The sequence below is a fragment of the Leptospira andrefontaineae genome, assembly GCF_004770105.1.
Taxonomy (GTDB): Bacteria; Spirochaetota; Leptospiria; order Leptospirales; family Leptospiraceae; genus Leptospira_B; species Leptospira_B andrefontaineae.
On record NZ_RQEY01000024.1, the window covers coordinates 19,748 to 36,196 of the forward strand.

Sequence of the window (16,449 nt, forward strand, 5' to 3'; positions counted from 1 at the left end):
GTCTCAAGTAAACGAAAGAGAATGGATTCAGAATTGTTTGAATTTCTGTTTTTAGTCTTTCATCCATGGTTGCTTTCCTTTATGTCTCATTCTCAGGTTAAAAAAATTACCAAGGACGGACCTTTCCCTCTAACTCCAATTCGTGGTTCATACGATCTAAGATGTCTTGGTTCGATTTCTTACGAAAGATTCTTCTCCACAGAGAAGGCTTCTTAGGAGATTCTTCCACTGCTTCAAGTGAAGGATTCTCGTTCTGACGTCTGCGTAAGTACTGCAACAGGTATACGAGTAGTAATGGAGTGAGCATAAGTAAGATTGTCATACCGCCTTCCGTTCGTTCTTCGCTTGCTCGAATGCAAGGTTTAATTCGACCATTCGATTGTGGTCTCCACCGAGATCGGTGTGGACTTCCTTTACCTTTTCGTGATACTTCTTGCGAATCGTTTCGATGTCTGCATCCTTCTCGACTCCGATCACATCCGCCCAACTAGGCCCAGCAGGAAGAGCGAGGAATCCTGTAAATATTCGGTCCATCATGTCGGAACAACCGTAACGATCGATTACTCGCATTGACGAGACAGTCATTGCAAGAGCGTAGAGATTTTCCTCTGGAGACTTCCATGAATCACATGCGAGTGACTTTTGAGATCCGTTGATCTTGAACCAGATTGAAACTCCCGGATCTTCCGGTGGTTTGCGACCGGAAATCGGAAGGCCATCCTTCTTCAACTCGATGTTAGAGGAGATGATAAGATTTGTTCCTCTTAATAAGCGGATCTCGTCCTTGATCTTTTGAGTCGCCACTGCAACCGAAAGGGTATTCTTTCTTTTCACCTTAAGAAAAGGAGAAGTCTTCCGTTCCCAGCTCTTGGTTCGTTTGAAACCCTCAGGCCATGTCAGAGGATATGCTTCGATCATACAGAAAGCTTCCCATAGATGCGTTTAACCCAACCGTAAACAAGGATAGTATATCCCGTTGTTGTGGCGAGGATCGCGATCGTTCCAAGTATATGCCATCCGAAGTAAACGGCATTCGTCCAAAACTCGTAATGTTCGTTAATCATTTTCCTTCTCCTTCTTCCCGAATCGAAATTCGAAGAGAGTTATATCCAACACACCGGTAAGATCAATAGTGAGGTTTAGGCTTTCGAAAACTTTCGAGACCCAACAGATAGGACCAAGAGCCCCACAAATTGAGAGAATGACGAAGTCCGAGATTTGTATTTTCGGATACTTTTTGTTATTCCAATAAGTGTGCTCCGCTAAGATCTCGATGCTTTCCTTTATCTTTTCAATAATCCAAAAAACGATCCCAGGAAGAACCCAAGCTGTCTTTGGATAGGTTTGTATGAATATGAGGATAACTTGAAAGTCCATGTCGTCGCCTTAAGGGATGTAAAGCCCGTCATGCCTGCGGTTATTAATGTATCGTAGTTTGTCCGAAAGCTTCGTTTTACCGAGTCGGATTTCCAACTTGTTTCGAGCGTCGGAAACATCGATGCCTGCAACATGTGCAGTCTTTCGAACTCCATCCTCCTCATATACAATATGATATAAATTTAATGGTTTCTCTTTCTTTGCCACTTTCAGCTCCTCAATATAAAGATAATAACGCAAACCCCGGACAACTTTTCCGCCCCACAAGGGACATAACGTTAGTTGTCTCTAAGCACTCAGCGGTGGTCCAGCCTGATGATTGAGCCAAACGCCCGACACAGACCACCGCGAGAATCTAACCCCCGTATAGCCGGAAGAACGCCCACTCATTTACCAGCAGTGCTACTACTGTTAAATTTTATTAGGACCTAAGTCCCTCACAGAACCCGATGTTCGGATGCTCTGAGGGGCTCCTCTTCGTATTGGAAGAGGAAAGAATCCCGGGGCAAATAACCAAGGAGTGTGTGACCCCGGGATCCGTTTTTCAACCTGCGACGTCCGCTGGTTCGTGAGTTTCCTCTTTCAAGGAACTCTCCTCTGCAGTACCGGAAGTTTCCCCTACTGTAGATTCTGATTCCTTTACTGCGTCTTCGCTGGTTTCTTGGTGTTCGTTAGCCAAAGTTATTCTCCTTTGGTATTCCCGGAATCCATCCGGCTCGGGGAATCGCTTCCCGTTTACTCTAAGAAAGAACTTCCGATGGAATCATCTTCCATTCGTTCGAGGCGTCTTTCTTCCCTTGCCTCCCTGACTTTCTCTTCGTAGTCGGAATACGAGTCAGGTGGGTCCATATTCCGGTCGTTGAATGTTGCAACTTTTCTCTGTTGAGCTCGGAGTTCGCTTGCGTTCATGCTGCTTCCTCCTGCTCTTCTTGCTCGGTTGTATCTGGGATTTCTAATCCCCACAGTTCTTCGATCTTTCTTCTTTCATCCGGCTTCACGAGCATTCCCTCGATATTGTCGAAGCACAGAGTCTTGATGTCATCGTTGATCGATTTCTTTCTGCATGAATGAACAAGAAAGTTAATCGAATTCGCAGTGAGTTCGTTATGCTTCTCCCAGTGAATCGCTTCTTCGAGCATCATCTCGTATTTACGGAAGATTGAAGGAGGCTGGAATCCTGGCTCTTTCGCGGCAAGGATGAGTTTCTCAACAGTGTCTGCGGTAACTGATTTCGGTTTTCCACTCGCGGTGAGGTCTCCGTTCTTGAGTGAGATTTCTTTAAATTTGTTACAAATCTCTGTAACACCCAAGCCTGCTTTGATCATATCAAGAAGCAGCAGATTCCTTGCATCGTCTCTGCCCTGGCGTGTGGTAACTACGAGCTCCCAAGGTCGCTGTTCTGTCACAGCAGCAAACGCAAGCTTGCACTTATCGTTGAGTGAAACCTTCTCCCACGTCTTTGGAACTTTATTCGGTTCAGAGGACTTGAGAATATATCCGCGAGACTTCGTTACGAACTGACCAAACCCGAAAGTAGGTACTGGGATACCGAAGTAGTTCGCTTTGATACGTTTGCGGAAAGTGATCGGCTCTTCGATCTTTTGGAAGTACTCAACGGCCTTCGGAATTCCTTGTTCAATGAGGACGTATTGTTTCTCAAGTCTCTCAAGGTATTTCTTGTGTGCGGAATGATCCGGATCCATGAACTCAGGAATTGGACCATACAGTTTCAAATCGAATTTCGTTTGAATAATCCCCTTGATCGCGTTGAGGAATTCTTCCTTTGTATTTCCGCATAGGATCGATGCCAGATCCTCGGCTTGGAATTCAGGTGATAGTTTCTCGAACTGAGTTAGGAGGTGATCGGCAGCATAGAACTGGTACGACTGAATTGCCGTCTCTACGTATCCAGGCATTTCCATATCATGAAGCAGCACTGCCCTTTGGATCACTTTATCGATCGCAGATTGTCTCCATAGACCTTCCGCTGGCCATGCCGACTTAAACCGAAAAACATATTCCAACGCCCAAAGCATTCTGTTGTCACGGTATCTGTTGAAGGAAGAGATAGTATATCTTCCCAAGTCCAGATCCGAATACTTCTCAACGTGAATCTTGTCGGTCCGGGATAGTTTTATCCCGGTGATTTCAGTAAATTTTTCCATTAGAATCCACCTCCTTGGTTGGATTCTTTCTTGGAATCGAACCGGACCTTTTGTGCTACGATCTTTATTTTAGATTGGTTCCTGCCCTCCCCGTCTTTCCAACGGTCCTGGCGAAGATCGCCTACGATGGTGACACGGGATCCTTTTTCAAGGTGGTTGAGACAAGATTCTCCAACCTTGTCCCATGCCTCGACTTCAAAGTAGGAAACCTTGTTCTCTGCGTAATTGACCGCGATGTTAAACGAGGTGACTTGTTTGCCCATCACCTGCTTCCCAGTTGGGTCGGCAGTCAAGTTTCCATCCACAAAAACTAAGGAGAAGTTCATGCCGGCACCTCCAAAGGAAGTTTAGGTTCTGAGTTTGCTCCTTCTTTCGTTCCCTCTTTCTCCTGCTCTTTCGGAGGTGGTGCCCAACCTAATACACCAAGCGCATTAAGAATTTCTTGTGAACCATTCTCATACACGTGGAGTGACTTGGTTTTCTCAAGATCTGGTTTAGTGAGATCCCATCTCTTTTGAACTTGCAGGATCTCCTCAATCTTCTCTTTTTCGGATTTCTTCGTTTTTTGGATATCGTCGAGGCGATTGATCATCTCTCGGTATCGATCCGCTGGAGTTCGTTCGGCGCTAGGATCCTTTTTCGGAGGTTTCGGTTCTGGTGCTTTTCCTTCGCTCAACCATGCAAGAAGAGATTTTCCAAACTCCACTCCCGGCTTGTCCAAAATCTCGTCTTGAAATTTTCCTGTTCGGTCTTTCGAGACGGTTGCAAGGTGTTCCATGGTCAAATCCATTAGAAGGTCGAATTCGTATTCGATGCCCTTACCTTGTTCCGCTGCCATGCCCACCTTTTTCGGAGCAAGCTTTCCTCCCTTTGTCGTCTCCATGACGTACTCAATTTTTACTCGCATCGTTGCGATGAGGTGACCAGGAAAATCGTAAAGAGCATTCACAAGTTGCTTTTGTTTTGGAGTTCCTTCCGACCAAGCTGAGAAAGTATTTCCGTTGTACTTCGCTCTTGCAAGTTTATCGATCTCCTCGAGTAATTCCTGCCAAGCATGAGTGAGAGAATCGAGGATCAGTACATCGTATCCCTCTTCTCCTGCTTCCTTGATCGCTTTAATGTACGCCTCGATGGATCGATCTTCCAAGTTACAAGCATCAAACTCGAAACGATCGGCATACTTTGAAGCGGATCCACGCTCGGAGTCGATGACTGCAATCTTGCTCCCCATGCCTGTTGCCATGGAAAGCGCAGTGAACGTCTTTCCGGATCCCGGTGGACCAAACATCGCACAACGAAGTTTGGATTGTGTTTTATCTGCCTTTTTAAATGAGCCCATCTTACGCATGCCCCCAATTTCTTCGAGACTTGCGAACTTTTTCAAACTCTACCTTTAGTAAATCGAAGGCTTTGTTCGACTCAGCGAGCTCGCGTTTTAATTTGCGATTTTCTAATATCGCATTTCGTAACTGCGGAAGTCTTTTCCTAACAGTTTGGATCGCTCTGAACGGTTTGAACGCAGGGCGCAATTGCTTGTAATTTTCTTTCGTTACAAGAAAGAGAGTGGATTTGAGATCCTCTTCTTTCGGAGCGATATCGTAGAGCTCCTTCATTATAAGCTGATCCGAGGTAAGTTTATCGACGGTTTTCTTTAGACCATCGATCTCCTGATCCATCAGCTTGGTGAGGTTGGACATCTGATTCTTTTCAGCCATCACACCCTCCCCGCTTTGACTAGCGATTCCATCGCAGAGAACTTTTCCTCTACGAGCTCCATATACCCTTCGTCACGCAGAAACCCGCATAACTCTTCCGTGTTCGCGGAGTATCCGTTTCGATTCTGAAACACGATCCTCGCTTCGCTCACGATCTTTCCGATTCCGGCTTTAGTGTTCATCATACACTCCAAAATTGGTTGACATTCGGAGCGGACTGGGAGAGGTATTTCTCTATAACCATTTTCAAAGAGAGCAATCTCAACCGAGCTCGGCGCCAACCGAGCTCTTTTTTTATCCGCACAACTCGCGGAACTTTCGTTCCGAACCCCGCCTGACATCATCGATCACAGGAATTAATCTCCTGAACCAGATGCCGAGGCACTCTCTACAAAGGTCGAATTGGAAGAGATTTGGTGTCTCGGTTCCACATCCTTTGCAAATTTCCTTCTTCACATCTCCTTCCATCAAACCTCACCAGATGTCTTTGCTTTCCTTAGAAACCAATGACGAGTGATGGAACGAATCCTTTTGTTTTGGATTCTCGGAGTTCCTCATTCAGCACGGGATGAATGAGGTTCCGGATTTTTCGGCGTTTACTCGCGCAGTGCTATGTCCGGCACTCCGACGATCCAAAACCTTATCGCGGGGAAGGGATTAGAACCCTTGACTTTCGGGATATGAGCCCGATGTTCTAATCAGCTAAACTACCGCCGCAATCTCGCTGTTTCCACTATCGCAGGAAAGGCAACTCATCGTCCGAATTTCACGGAGGGGGATCGGGCTTTCACCCTATAACCCCAAATCAGAATCGTACTCATAGGATTCTCGGAGCTCCCAAAGCTTACCATATGGGATTTGGGTTCCGGTCTCATACGGGTGGGGAGACTTTTTTTCCCACCTACTTGGGCTGTTTCTCTGATCAGCCTTCCTGAACCACGAGGTTTCAATACATTCAGGAATCCGATCTAACAAGAGAGTCTTTAAACCGAGCTGCCAAGCTCCGACAATCCTACGTTGTATTATTATTTTCTAATGCACCTCCTTTGAAAAAGAGCCCAGGGAGAAATCCTCCCCAGGGACCGGAATGTTGTTGGAACGGAGATTCATACAGCGAGCTTCCTCAGAACTTCTGCCCGTTGTTTTCTCGGAACTTCGCGGAGATCCACAGGCGTTCTTCCGTGATTGATGCGAAGCTTTTTCCGAAGAAAGTTTAGAACGATTTTGTTGTGCGCGTGGCCGTTAACTGTATCGCGTATCGTGTTGTAGCAAACATGTGGATCGATTTCCTTTTCGATCCTACGCATAGTCCATTTCCCTTTGTTGTCCGCTGGAACATCCTCGATCGCACGATGGAGCTCCAAAGGAGACATAGGTCCCAAATTGGATATAGGTTGCGTAATTTCCCTGGACATCAGTAAATACCCGAAAATGTCAATTTGGCGTTAGTGCCAAAATGACCATATGTGCCAATGGCACAAATTGCAAGCACAAAAATTACCATTGGCACATTTTTGAATAATACAGGACAAAGGCTAGAAGAGGCTCTGGAAATCCTTGGGGTTTCCCGTGAGGCATTACGAGACAAGATTGGTGTCGAATTGTCCACGATTAGCCGTTATATTAATGGGAAACGTGAAATCCCTGAGCCGACATTACGACTGATCGCATCCATTTACAAAATTTCCTACACGTGGCTGAAAGATGGCCTAGGGGAAATGTTCGAAGCTGGAGCCTTAAATGCAGTAGAAACGGACTTAAAGGTCCATGATCGAATCTGGAGAAAGCTTGCGAAGGATCCGGATTTACTGGAAGCAGTGAGGATCTTGGTGGAGGAACTTCCCGAAGCGGATCGCGAAGTGGTAATCAATATGATCCTGAGGCTGAAAGGAAAGTAAGAAAGAACTTATTTTTTTAGGATCACACCGAAACTTGGGATCTTACTCTGCTTGAAAGGCATCCCAGGAAGATAATATTCGTAAGCTTCGTTTTGTTCTAAGTTTTCAGACGAATTGTAAAGACCACGAACGTTCGCAATGTCGTGCTGAGATACTGCAGAAAATCCGGGTATCGAATCCTTGTACATTACCGATCCAATATCTGACGAATGGTCAAGACCAAGGCAGTGTCCGATCTCGTGAGTGAGCGTCTTTTGTATTTCCGATTCATAGAGCTCTATATACGATGGGGAGTGATCAGAAAACTTTATTCCTAATCCTAAAGCAATGTTCACGGTTTCACGGATGCGATCAGTCCGAACGATAAGTATCGATTTAGAAATTATATTTTCGGAAAAGTCTTTCGTACAACGACCAGTTCCAATAGGACTAGCTAGGAAATCCACACACGCATCCAGATCGAAACCGGTCAGTCCATCGCAATCCCCGTCTGAAAAATAGATTAGGTTCTTTGCATCCAGGATCCTTCCTAAGATCGGATACACATCGATTCCAACTCCCCAAAGCGAAGCAGCTTTAAATACCTTTTTCTGAGTTTCATCCGCTGGATGTGCAATCCGTAGAAGTGCCTTGTTCTCTTCGGAGATATCATGGTCCGGAGTATTGTGTGCGCAGAATAGGTTTAGAAGGATTAAGAGAGCTAAGATTTTCATATCTTCCCTGGTATGGAAGAATCGTAGCAAGGTGGGTACAAAATGTAAACAGTAAAATGAGTACATTTTGTACCCAGATGACATAATTTGGAAAAAAGTTAGGAAAAATTGCCTATTTCAAATAATTCCCAAACCTCTTCGCAATAATTTTCGCCCGAAGAGTATCGTCCCATTCAGTTCCAAGAAGTAGCATGTGGTTTTGTAGAATCACTCGGTGGACAAGGAAGGCCTTTTGTTTGAGCGACTTTATCCGATACTCAGAAGGATCCAAGAAGCTGTACAATCCCATCACTGGAATATTCGAGTAACGTGTTAAGAAAGGAACGGATTCCCCTGCGAGCAGCTTATCTTTAATTTCGAATGCATCGTAATGTAAAATTGCAACTGCCCAAAGAACTGCAGAGATCCCGAGACCGATCGCTGAATATTGAGCCACAAAAATTCCGAGGAGCGGAAAAACATATACACAAAGAATTGATCCAACTAGTCCGATACTTGCTCCCAGGAGAAGTAAGAAACTCCGAACCCGGTTCATCCCACGAGAGCGAGTGATCCCCTTTCCCATCAATCCGATCGACCAGAGAATGTATACTGCAGAATACATTATTAGGGTGTGATACTTCCAAGTCGCTTTGTAGGAAAATTTCGCTGGCTCTCGTATCTCAACCGCTTCGCAAGAAACAGTGACGACTAGAAAGAAACCGATACAAAGTGAATTAAGGATCCGGAAAAAAGGTGAGAGGTTTTCTGATATTCCCACTACCTGACGGACAACCAGGTAGAGCAGGAACGGGACAAGAACAACCGGAATCAAAGTCCAGTTAAGAGCCAACTCACGAAGCTCAAAAGGAAGAGCAATCCGGAACCCAAGACAAGCGAGCCAACCAAAGAGAGCGACCGACAAAAGAAAGTAGGTCGTCTGAAGTCTATTCCTTGGTTGGGCGGAGTATACATAGCCTCCCAAAAGAAGGATAAAAGCTGCCACCAGTATACTTGTCAAATTTATAGAATTCATGTACCCTTTGAAACACGGTTACTACACCTTTGCCGCAATTTGGTGTAAAGTGGTTTTTGAGATTTCTACGATCTGTAGCAGAGCTAACTCCCCTTTCAGTTCGAATCCCGGAAAATATACCGGTCCAGGGAATCTTTCCGACACTCGAGCACCCGCTTCTAAATAAATTGATTGGATTCCTTCTAGAACTGGGTTGTACATTCCGTAAACCATGTCGAATCCCTGTTTTATGCAATAATTCGCGACTACAGCGAAATTTATTTTTGCCGCCTTCGCTCCGTTAAGCGTTCTTTCGAATGCCACTGAGTTCCAATCTGCTACGTTATCCTCCAATAGCGCGTACCTGATTTGGGGTATGGAATTGTGTTTTATAGCCTGTTCTAACGGAATAAAATTTTCAGGTTTTTTTTCTACGATCCTCATCGCCGAGAGAATTTGATCTCCTAATGTGACATAAAACCATGTTGACCAGGGATCTAAATCGATGTTTTTATAAGGAGAATTTACGTATCCTGCTTCGGAATATATTCTGGAAATAAATTGTTTCAGTGCTGCGAGCTCTTCCGGAGCGGAGACTCCTTCAATAATTCGAATCTGAAATGCCCCTTTTTTCGTGGCTGGGAGCAATGTTTTTGTAGTTGGTTCTAACGTTTTAAGAGACATAATATTATTATAATAGACTCAAAAATGCCATTTTGACTACAAAAATTTGCGAAAAATTGACTGACCCTTTTGGGTTAGTCTTCGATGTCGAATAACGTATTTTCTTGTTTCTTCTTGCGAGGTGCGATATCGGACGGGATCCGCGTTGCGATCACCCAAGATGAGGGGTACGAGTTGATCAGCTTCGAAAGTTTTTCGGGATCGTTGTACGAAGGGTCCAACCAAGCTTCCAGATTCTCATCCGCGAGAATGACCGGCTGTCTCCAACGGTTTTCTCCGTGGTTGTGGATTTCCTTCATTCGATCGTTGGCTTCCTGAGTGAGAATAGTACACCAATGCTCTTTCACTTTCGTTTTCGGATTTATATCCTCCCCATAAATTCCGGCAAAGACGAAAGATTCCCGGCCAGCGATTTCTATCTTAGTATTGTGTTTTATTTTCTCCGTCTCGTATTCCCATTCGTAGAATGCCGTTGCGGGAATAAGGCAACGATTGTGGGTTGAATATTTTCCCCAGTGCTTTGAGGAGAAAATGTTTTCCGATTTACTATTGGCTATTCTTGTCGGTGCCCATGGTGGATAGTTTCCCCAAATTCTAATCTCCGGAGTTACCGCCTCCCCATCGTGCGAAACACAAAATACATCATACCCAGGATAATAAACCGGTCTGTCAGGTAGTGGTGGATTTGGAAAACTTTCGGTACCGAATGGAAACTTATATTCGGAGTCTGCAAATGTGACTTTGATCCAGCGCTGGGTTCCATCCTTTAGGGTAATGAGTTGAGCGCTGAATCGATTACACATAATGACATGAGCCTACGTTGTTGAGTGAGATACCAGAATTTTCGCGTATGCATGTTTTACGACATGCCACGTGAAAGCGCTGTGAGTCGCTGATCCTTTTATCTTAAATTTTGGCTTAGGCGAGAAAATAAAATTATTTCTAGGAACCACAACCACCTCTGCCCTATCGCAAATAATCATATCACCTTTATTCCTTGCTGGAATGGACCGGATCATACCCTTTTCATCCTTTGTAATGAACGGGCAATTCTCGTTTTCCTCAGTCGAATGATCTATCTGTTTCGCAATTAAGCACCTGATATTGAAATCTACAGTATATCCATGCACTCTCTGGGCTCTGTAGAGCAATTCACCGTTATTTTTGGGTGGTTTCCTAGAAGAACCGTGAAGGATTTTTCCTTCGATTGAGTCACCAATCGCATAATATTCCACGGATCTATCGATTTATAATTTCAAAGGCTTTATTTGCAAGACTCAAATCTGTACGAAACATGATAGCAATCTCTGTCGGATCCAACCGGGCACCTAACATAATCTCCAAATCTGCTACTTTTTCTGCAAGCACCCTTGGTTCGTAAACCTCGATACCATCGAAATATTCACGAGCAATTTCGTCATAAATTTCATTATCAATTTCCTTCTTCGCAAAGCTAAGTTGGTACCCTAAGAACTCTCTATGGGACTTAAGATTCTTATAAACTTTTCGAAGCAATTGCAAACTTCTTTCTGGTGAGGCCACAACGGGTGCATGGTGATATGGACCAGCTGCCAACACAGCTGCAATTTGAGATCTACCTTCCTCTAACGAGTTGATACGGTGAAATCGGCTAACATCTACGGCAACAAAGAGAGATTTGTCATCATGAATGTTCCATGTCAAATGATTCTGAGTAGCGCTCATTTCAACTTTTTCTGCGGACGTAAATCGTAAACCTTCAATCGAAGCATTTCCAAGATGAGTTCTAAATTTTCTTCGCAATTGACTTTTCATAAATCTCATCGATCTCCTTTTTAAGTTGAAGAAAGCCATTTCTATCCATTGCAATTTTTGAGACAACCATCAGCCCTTCTTTCGAAGGATCTAAATCACTGACTCCTAATGCGTGGTTGGCTAATGCCTGATAGTCCATTTGATAGAAAGATAGCGCGAATATTTCGGAAATCCTACATACCTTTGCAAAATCTGCCCGGTCATAGAGCATCCGATCGGAATTTCCTATGCCTGTAAATTCAACGTAACCTTCTAGTTCATCGGGATTTGAACTCATATAGATAAGAACGGATAAATAGATAAAAAAATCCACATAAATTCGACTTTTTTACTTATTGCAAAAGTGACATAATTCAAAATTCCGACAAATCTGAATTTTTCGGAAAACTGCTTTCAAATAATGTTCCGTTTTAGCACGGTGAATTTGTGAAGATAATTACTCTTGCATCTTTAAAAGGCGGAGTCGGAAAAACTACCGATGCTGTTTTTTTGGGGCAAGCGTATTCTTCCTTGGGGAAACGCGTACTTGTAGCGGACTTAGACCCAAACAACAATTTAACCGATTATTACCTCCGAAATATTTCCGTAGATGAAATCTCGGCTCGTAATATTAAGCATGTTTTCCTTGGAAGAATCGAGCTCAAGGACGCGGTATATCAAACCAGCTTTGGTCCTGACTGTATTCCTGCCACCCCAAAACTAGCCAGCATCAATTCCGAATTGAATAACGATTTTGGAGCAGTTTTACTATTTGATAAAATGCTTAAGGAATCCGGGTATGATATTATAATTTTAGATACTCCTCCTGCAGATTGTTTTGAACTTCGTGCAGGTGTTTTCGTGAGCGATCTGGTAGTCTGTCCAATCTCCTATTCACGGTGGACCATCCATGGTTATGAAATTCTGGAAGATATGGTTTCAACAAATCGTAAGACCGGAAGGAAAATAGATTTAATTTGCCTGCCCTCAAATGTATCGCCAAAGAAGTCTGAAGGACTTTTGGAAATCACCGATCAGATCCCGGTTCTACAAACTCACATCACTAGGAATGATGGGTTAGAAAATGCTGTGACCCTCGGTGCAAAACTAAAAGTGACATCGAATGCCTGGTCCCAGTTCCTGGACCTTGCTCACGAGGTGGCATGATGGGAAATGAAAGGAAGAAAGAAGCAATCCTTGGGAGTCGAACCGGCTTTTCCCGAACCGAGGAAGCAAAAGATATCGTCGTTGATAGCGCCGCAAAAGACCTCAATGCACTGCATCAATCGATCCTCACATCCGGGAAAAACATGGTAAAGTTCGCGATCGAAGCCGGAGAGATCCTGACTAAGAAAAAGGCCGAACTTAAGCATGGAGAATTTTTACCCTGGGTCGAGGAAAATCTCACGTTCAAAATTAGGACCGCACAACGTTATTTGAAAATTTACGAATCCCGTGACTCGATAAATGCGTCAGCGCTGACGCATTTGGAAGATGCTTATAAATTAGTTGCAGGCCCATCAACCTCAGAGAAGGAAATCAATCCAGATTTCGTGGATGGAATCGATCCAAAAATCCTGTATAAAAAATACCGGAATGGCGAATCTATCACTAAGTCCGAAAGAAAATCTCTTAGGGAATTTCTCACGTCCGAAAAGGAAAGAATACTTACGACTGCGAAATCCAAGGTCTCAAGAATTGAAGAAGAGCTAAAACATCTCTAATCCGGCAATTCGCTAACTGCCCAAATTTTTTCTTAGCAGAAATAAAAAAGTAGTACCCAAAAGAAATCCATGGTACTATCGTACCGAGTAGAGCATTTCGCTCACCGACGTTTCAACAACGTTCCGCGTAAGGCAATCGGGGAGGTCAGAGCCCCCGAGTGCCACTCTCAAAAATTTCAAATAATAAAACTATGTCACATTAATGTGATTGACAATTTCTCCTTAATGGATTCTAGGTACGTACGAACTTAGGAGACATAACCTAGTTCATTGGCCGCTCTGACTTAAGGCCAAAAATGTTGAAACGTCGCGGACCTTCTCTCAGGAATCTTACCTAAGATATTTCCCCGACACAATGATAGAGTAGGGTAGAACAATTTCGGAATCTGCCTCACCCGTTCTATGTCCGGGTTCCGAAATATGGAAATTAAAATGGAAGGAACGCATCTTCGTATCCCTAGCGGATTTATGCACGACAAACGGATCCACCCGAAAGAAAGATCAAACCTGTTCGCTGTATTAGGTGCATTTTGGAGTTTCGCAGGGAAAGGAAATACTTGCTATCCGGGGATAGGAAAAACGGCAGAAGATTTCGAGCGAACCAAAAAAACTACTCTCTGTTCAAGATCCGGACTCGGAAAGAATTCTGTAGTGAAAGCAAAGAAGCGTTTAGCAGAACTCGGCTGGATTCAGGTAACCAGAGTAGGGCAGGGGAAAAACGATTTAGTATTACTACTCGAAAAGCCAATCGAGGTCGGGGCCGTAGTTTACCCGTCAAACGTCCAGACTCCCGTCAAAGGGAATTCAGAAACTTTCAACGAAGATTCCGCGGAATTGCAGAATTCCTCTCCCATGGCAGGTTCGCCCGAAAGTGTACCGCAAGGGGAGGCGAGCATAGTACAAGAACATGTACAACTGAATATAGAAGAACATATTCCAAAGGCATTCGTTGAGTGGGCAAAAGGAAAATTGAGTCGATCCAGTGTTGAGCTTATTGTAGAAGCCTACGAGAAACAGGACACTACTTGTTGGGTAAATCCCTTCGGGCTGAACCAGCCGAGCACTTTGCACTTGATTTTCAAGAAATGGATGAGCGAGAAGTTAACGGTTACAACATGACTTATCAATTTAAATTAGAAATCATCGTAGAGGGCAAGGTTTTTGAATATCCCTTGGTTACTTTCACCTTTAACGAGCGGGAGCAAGAACTAGGGCTATCTGTTCTGAGAACGGACTTAAGAGGTATATATGAGCTTTGGAAAGTTGAATTTTCCGATAATCTAATTGGCTCTGTCGTAGATGATAAGTCGGTTTTACACCGCATAATCATAAAAGATTTGGATGGTAAAATACTATACGATTTTGAAAAATCATACCCAATTTGGATTCCAAATTCAGAGCATCATGATTTCGCGTGGGCAAAGTTTTGGTTCGTTGAGTAACCTTGGAGGATTAAAAAAATGGGTATAGATTCTACGACTTTCTATTACGTTTTTAGTACGATAGCTCAATCTTTTTCAGCGATCGTTGCATTGTCCGCAGTATTCTATCTGAAGCGGATTGATAGTATCGAGTCGGACATTCTTTTGAATGGAGATCAAGCAATGAGAGAATTAGAAAAGAGAAAAGATGAGCCGACATCTCAGAAATTTATTAGGGATATCGTTGCCTTGCTTCATTTTAAGTCTGTCAGCAAAATCCGCCCCAAGATCTCCGAGATTCTTGATACCGGAGATGTGATATTCACTCCCGAAAATGGACACAAGGAAAGTCTTATAAAGCGCGAAAAGATCCAAGAATTTTTAGATGCTCTGAAAAAACTGGAAACATTACTCTCGACCGAAGCTAAAAACTACAAAAGCCAAATTGCCATTCCAATGGTAATTTTGATCGCAGCCTCACTTGTCTGTATTGGATTCTCGGTTCAATTCGCAGGATATTCAGATGCACATAAATTGGTACTTTTGGCGATATTCATGCTTTTCTCAATTCTTGACCTTGGATTGTTTTTTTCGTTTATGAAAAAAAGCATCAGCCGATCGTAAGCCGCTTCCTATGTGTGCAAAGCCTTGATTGAAGTCGACTCGACTTCCGATAATGTATCCTATGTCTCATTAGATTTTTTTGAGGCGAGAAGGGCGGTCGCTTTCTCATTGAAATCATGGCGAGAAAGATCCAGCATCGGAAATTCGTCCGACGAGAATCCACAAGCAGTGCAGGTGACTCTGTGTAAACGCCCTTCCCTATTAGGATTCTTGCGCCAAGAGTTTTTGATTCCAAACCAATTCCTGCAATTAGGACAAGCGAGGAGTTTTACGGTTTCGCCAATGATTCTACCGGTCACCCTAATGCCTCGTGAATCTTTTCACTAAGACGAACGATTGGGGCATACGCGCCCCTTTTAAGCGTATTTGTGATTGTACCCGGATCTGGAGCATCGTCACCATATTTCTCTACAAGAATTCGATGTAACCCCCTAAGGCCGTGCATTTCAATTTGCCGCTCAATGTGTGCAGTATGAAATGCTTTATCCACCTCGCGGAATTTTCTTGATTGCGAAAATGATCTGATTTCCATTCTACATCTATCCTTGAGGCGATGACCTTTTCCATCGTTTGCTTTTCGTTCTGTCTCCCATACGATTGGATTCACCAAAGGCGTTGGAGATTATCCGATTTACTTTATCAAGTAGATCCATTCTTTTGAAAGTAACGTGAAAGTTTCCATTTTTATATCGATAGATACGTAGGTAAGAATCCTCAGCAATGATACCCGCGCTTTCGCTCGGTAGATAGAAACATCGAATTTTTGATTCTACTGAATGAGCATGGTCAGGGGGAGACTTCCCGTCTAGAATATGCAATATCCGCTCTATATCCTTAATTTTCGTCCCCGTTCTTCCCATATAATTTCCTTGGAAGATAGCTAACTTTCCAACTCGGAAACTATCATTATTTATATACGTTCGATCAAGCTCTTTGAAAACCTTTATTACGCCTCGATTAAAGATTATTTCCTTTTCCTGCTCCAATCTATCAAACGTTGCCATTACGTTGGATTCGCAAAAGACTGGAACATCCTTTGTTAGCTGCTTTTCAAACTCTTCGCGTGCACTTGCGTCCATAAGGTCGAATAGTCCAGCCTTTTCGCCAAGGTAATTCCATGCATTGCGATCGACAGACTTTCTAATTTCTTCGTTAAGTGACACATCAAATTTCTCATCAAACCAAACGTGCTTCCGGTCAATATCTAGGCCAAGGGCATAAGAGGCGAATTGTTTGTGAAATGCCCCGGCTCTTTTATAGGCTGTGATCATCTCCTGGTAATTTCTAATCGACTGATCACGGGCCTCGATGAGGCCCGCGATTGAAAGCTTTTTTGCTATATTAACTTCCCGATTCATGGT

The 16,449-nt window shown here is 43.7% G+C and carries 23 protein-coding genes and 1 tRNA gene; 6 read left to right on the forward strand and 18 right to left on the reverse strand.

Annotation, left to right across the window (positions count from 1 at the left end; translation table 11 throughout):
- Positions 1-106: 106 nt before the first annotated feature.
- The 10 genes from EHO65_RS18260 to EHO65_RS18295 all read right to left on the reverse strand — a co-directional run bounded on the left by EHO65_RS18260 (position 107) and on the right by EHO65_RS18295 (position 5,975).
- Complete coding sequence (locus EHO65_RS18260) at positions 107-322, reverse strand: hypothetical protein (RefSeq protein ID WP_135775982.1); 216 nt, start codon at positions 320-322, stop codon at positions 107-109.
- Positions 319-918: a J domain-containing protein gene (locus tag EHO65_RS18265; RefSeq protein WP_135775983.1), complete on the reverse strand. Its 600-nt coding sequence runs from the start codon at positions 916-918 to the stop codon at positions 319-321. Before EHO65_RS18265 ends, EHO65_RS18260 begins: the two co-directional genes overlap by 4 nt.
- A 468-nt stretch (positions 919-1,386) precedes the next feature.
- On the reverse strand, positions 1,387-1,584 hold the full coding sequence (locus EHO65_RS18270) for a hypothetical protein (RefSeq protein ID WP_135775984.1): 198 nt from the start codon (positions 1,582-1,584) through the stop codon (positions 1,387-1,389).
- Between the two features lie 337 nt (positions 1,585-1,921).
- Positions 1,922-2,056 (reverse strand): hypothetical protein, encoded by a 135-nt coding sequence (locus EHO65_RS20115; RefSeq protein ID WP_279632294.1) that lies wholly within the window; start codon positions 2,054-2,056, stop codon positions 1,922-1,924.
- Between the two features lie 56 nt (positions 2,057-2,112).
- Positions 2,113-2,286 carry a hypothetical protein gene (locus tag EHO65_RS19965; protein ID WP_167482060.1) on the reverse strand — a complete coding sequence of 58 codons (174 nt, stop codon included), beginning with the start codon at positions 2,284-2,286 and terminating at the stop codon, positions 2,113-2,115.
- On the reverse strand, positions 2,283-3,542 hold the full coding sequence (locus tag EHO65_RS18275; protein WP_135775985.1) for a hypothetical protein: 1,260 nt from the start codon (positions 3,540-3,542) through the stop codon (positions 2,283-2,285). The genes EHO65_RS19965 and EHO65_RS18275 overlap by 4 nt, the downstream gene beginning before the upstream one ends.
- A complete protein-coding gene (locus EHO65_RS18280; RefSeq protein WP_135775986.1) occupies positions 3,542-3,868 on the reverse strand; it encodes a single-stranded DNA-binding protein in 327 nt (108 codons plus the stop codon). The genes EHO65_RS18275 and EHO65_RS18280 overlap by 1 nt, the downstream gene beginning before the upstream one ends.
- Complete coding sequence (locus EHO65_RS18285; RefSeq protein ID WP_135775987.1) at positions 3,865-4,881, reverse strand: ATP-binding protein; 1,017 nt, start codon at positions 4,879-4,881, stop codon at positions 3,865-3,867. The genes EHO65_RS18280 and EHO65_RS18285 overlap by 4 nt, the downstream gene beginning before the upstream one ends.
- A gap of 1 nt (position 4,882) precedes the next feature.
- Positions 4,883-5,257 carry a hypothetical protein gene (locus EHO65_RS18290; RefSeq protein ID WP_135775988.1) on the reverse strand — a complete coding sequence of 125 codons (375 nt, stop codon included), beginning with the start codon at positions 5,255-5,257 and terminating at the stop codon, positions 4,883-4,885.
- A gap of 643 nt (positions 5,258-5,900) precedes the next feature.
- Positions 5,901-5,975: transfer RNA gene (locus EHO65_RS18295), tRNA-Met, on the reverse strand.
- A 754-nt stretch (positions 5,976-6,729) separates the two neighbouring features.
- Between EHO65_RS18295 and EHO65_RS18300 the strand changes: the two genes are divergently transcribed.
- Positions 6,730-7,155: a helix-turn-helix domain-containing protein gene (locus EHO65_RS18300; protein WP_135775989.1), complete on the forward strand. Its 426-nt coding sequence runs from the start codon at positions 6,730-6,732 to the stop codon at positions 7,153-7,155.
- An 8-nt stretch (positions 7,156-7,163) separates the two neighbouring features.
- Here EHO65_RS18300 and EHO65_RS18305 read toward each other — a convergent pair whose 3' ends face one another.
- The 6 genes from EHO65_RS18305 to EHO65_RS18330 all read right to left on the reverse strand — a co-directional run bounded on the left by EHO65_RS18305 (position 7,164) and on the right by EHO65_RS18330 (position 11,617).
- Positions 7,164-7,868, reverse strand: coding sequence for a matrixin family metalloprotease (locus EHO65_RS18305; RefSeq protein ID WP_167482061.1), 705 nt, complete (start codon positions 7,866-7,868; stop codon positions 7,164-7,166).
- A gap of 112 nt (positions 7,869-7,980) precedes the next feature.
- The gene (locus EHO65_RS18310) at positions 7,981-8,883 is read right to left on the reverse strand and encodes an LIC10906 family membrane protein (protein ID WP_135775991.1); all 903 of its coding nucleotides are present in this window, start codon (positions 8,881-8,883) and stop codon (positions 7,981-7,983) included.
- A 21-nt stretch (positions 8,884-8,904) separates the two neighbouring features.
- Positions 8,905-9,546 carry an LBL_2463 family protein gene (locus tag EHO65_RS18315; protein ID WP_244243582.1) on the reverse strand — a complete coding sequence of 214 codons (642 nt, stop codon included), beginning with the start codon at positions 9,544-9,546 and terminating at the stop codon, positions 8,905-8,907.
- A 74-nt stretch (positions 9,547-9,620) separates the two neighbouring features.
- Positions 9,621-10,349 carry an SOS response-associated peptidase gene (locus EHO65_RS18320; protein ID WP_135775992.1) on the reverse strand — a complete coding sequence of 243 codons (729 nt, stop codon included), beginning with the start codon at positions 10,347-10,349 and terminating at the stop codon, positions 9,621-9,623.
- 436 nt (positions 10,350-10,785) lie between these two features.
- On the reverse strand, positions 10,786-11,340 hold the full coding sequence (locus tag EHO65_RS18325) for a hypothetical protein (RefSeq protein WP_135775993.1): 555 nt from the start codon (positions 11,338-11,340) through the stop codon (positions 10,786-10,788).
- Positions 11,312-11,617: a hypothetical protein gene (locus EHO65_RS18330; protein WP_135775994.1), complete on the reverse strand. Its 306-nt coding sequence runs from the start codon at positions 11,615-11,617 to the stop codon at positions 11,312-11,314. Before EHO65_RS18330 ends, EHO65_RS18325 begins: the two co-directional genes overlap by 29 nt.
- A 149-nt stretch (positions 11,618-11,766) precedes the next feature.
- Between EHO65_RS18330 and EHO65_RS18335 the strand changes: the two genes are divergently transcribed.
- From EHO65_RS18335 to EHO65_RS18355, 5 genes are all read left to right on the forward strand, one after another.
- Positions 11,767-12,486: a ParA family protein gene (locus EHO65_RS18335; protein WP_135775995.1), complete on the forward strand. Its 720-nt coding sequence runs from the start codon at positions 11,767-11,769 to the stop codon at positions 12,484-12,486.
- Positions 12,483-13,043 (forward strand): DUF3102 domain-containing protein, encoded by a 561-nt coding sequence (locus EHO65_RS18340; RefSeq protein ID WP_244243583.1) that lies wholly within the window; start codon positions 12,483-12,485, stop codon positions 13,041-13,043. Before EHO65_RS18335 ends, EHO65_RS18340 begins: the two co-directional genes overlap by 4 nt.
- A 420-nt stretch (positions 13,044-13,463) precedes the next feature.
- The gene (locus EHO65_RS18345) at positions 13,464-14,162 is read left to right on the forward strand and encodes a helix-turn-helix domain-containing protein (RefSeq protein WP_167482062.1); all 699 of its coding nucleotides are present in this window, start codon (positions 13,464-13,466) and stop codon (positions 14,160-14,162) included.
- Positions 14,159-14,485 carry a hypothetical protein gene (locus EHO65_RS18350; protein ID WP_135775997.1) on the forward strand — a complete coding sequence of 109 codons (327 nt, stop codon included), beginning with the start codon at positions 14,159-14,161 and terminating at the stop codon, positions 14,483-14,485. Before EHO65_RS18345 ends, EHO65_RS18350 begins: the two co-directional genes overlap by 4 nt.
- A gap of 162 nt (positions 14,486-14,647) precedes the next feature.
- Positions 14,648-15,088: a hypothetical protein gene (locus EHO65_RS18355; protein WP_135775998.1), complete on the forward strand. Its 441-nt coding sequence runs from the start codon at positions 14,648-14,650 to the stop codon at positions 15,086-15,088.
- A 295-nt stretch (positions 15,089-15,383) separates the two neighbouring features.
- Here the strand turns inward: EHO65_RS18355 and EHO65_RS18360 are convergent, their stop codons facing one another.
- Positions 15,384-15,620, reverse strand: coding sequence for a hypothetical protein (locus tag EHO65_RS18360; RefSeq protein ID WP_135775999.1), 237 nt, complete (start codon positions 15,618-15,620; stop codon positions 15,384-15,386).
- A 7-nt stretch (positions 15,621-15,627) separates the two neighbouring features.
- A complete protein-coding gene (locus tag EHO65_RS18365; protein WP_135776000.1) occupies positions 15,628-16,446 on the reverse strand; it encodes a DUF4942 domain-containing protein in 819 nt (272 codons plus the stop codon).
- Between the last annotated feature and the right edge of the window lie 3 nt (positions 16,447-16,449).

What these genes read in the sequence shown, in the direction of transcription:
- EHO65_RS18290 (WP_135775988.1), bottom strand. Translation starts at nt 5,257, where the DNA reads ATGGCTGAAAAGAATCAGATGTCCAACCTCACCAAGCTGATGGATCAG.
- EHO65_RS19965 (WP_167482060.1), bottom strand. Translation starts at nt 2,286, where the DNA reads ATGAACGCAAGCGAACTCCGAGCTCAACAGAGAAAAGTTGCAACATTC.
- EHO65_RS18345 (WP_167482062.1), top strand. Translation starts at nt 13,464, where the DNA reads ATGGAAATTAAAATGGAAGGAACGCATCTTCGTATCCCTAGCGGATTT.
- EHO65_RS18310 (WP_135775991.1), bottom strand. Translation starts at nt 8,883, where the DNA reads ATGAATTCTATAAATTTGACAAGTATACTGGTGGCAGCTTTTATCCTT.
- EHO65_RS18355 (WP_135775998.1), top strand. Translation starts at nt 14,648, where the DNA reads ATGAGAGAATTAGAAAAGAGAAAAGATGAGCCGACATCTCAGAAATTT.
- EHO65_RS18300 (WP_135775989.1), top strand. Translation starts at nt 6,730, where the DNA reads ATGGCACAAATTGCAAGCACAAAAATTACCATTGGCACATTTTTGAAT.
- EHO65_RS18330 (WP_135775994.1), bottom strand. Translation starts at nt 11,617, where the DNA reads ATGAGTTCAAATCCCGATGAACTAGAAGGTTACGTTGAATTTACAGGC.
- EHO65_RS18340 (WP_244243583.1), top strand. Translation starts at nt 12,483, where the DNA reads ATGATGGGAAATGAAAGGAAGAAAGAAGCAATCCTTGGGAGTCGAACC.
- EHO65_RS18320 (WP_135775992.1), bottom strand. Translation starts at nt 10,349, where the DNA reads ATGTGTAATCGATTCAGCGCTCAACTCATTACCCTAAAGGATGGAACC.
- EHO65_RS18315 (WP_244243582.1), bottom strand. Translation starts at nt 9,546, where the DNA reads ATGTCTCTTAAAACGTTAGAACCAACTACAAAAACATTGCTCCCAGCC.
- EHO65_RS18280 (WP_135775986.1), bottom strand. Translation starts at nt 3,868, where the DNA reads ATGAACTTCTCCTTAGTTTTTGTGGATGGAAACTTGACTGCCGACCCA.
- EHO65_RS18350 (WP_135775997.1), top strand. Translation starts at nt 14,159, where the DNA reads ATGACTTATCAATTTAAATTAGAAATCATCGTAGAGGGCAAGGTTTTT.
- EHO65_RS18275 (WP_135775985.1), bottom strand. Translation starts at nt 3,542, where the DNA reads ATGGAAAAATTTACTGAAATCACCGGGATAAAACTATCCCGGACCGAC.
- EHO65_RS18360 (WP_135775999.1), bottom strand. Translation starts at nt 15,620, where the DNA reads ATGGAAATCAGATCATTTTCGCAATCAAGAAAATTCCGCGAGGTGGAT.
- EHO65_RS18265 (WP_135775983.1), bottom strand. Translation starts at nt 918, where the DNA reads ATGATCGAAGCATATCCTCTGACATGGCCTGAGGGTTTCAAACGAACC.
- EHO65_RS18260 (WP_135775982.1), bottom strand. Translation starts at nt 322, where the DNA reads ATGACAATCTTACTTATGCTCACTCCATTACTACTCGTATACCTGTTG.
- EHO65_RS18305 (WP_167482061.1), bottom strand. Translation starts at nt 7,868, where the DNA reads ATGAAAATCTTAGCTCTCTTAATCCTTCTAAACCTATTCTGCGCACAC.
- EHO65_RS18285 (WP_135775987.1), bottom strand. Translation starts at nt 4,881, where the DNA reads ATGGGCTCATTTAAAAAGGCAGATAAAACACAATCCAAACTTCGTTGT.
- EHO65_RS18325 (WP_135775993.1), bottom strand. Translation starts at nt 11,340, where the DNA reads ATGAAAAGTCAATTGCGAAGAAAATTTAGAACTCATCTTGGAAATGCT.
- EHO65_RS18365 (WP_135776000.1), bottom strand. Translation starts at nt 16,446, where the DNA reads ATGAATCGGGAAGTTAATATAGCAAAAAAGCTTTCAATCGCGGGCCTC.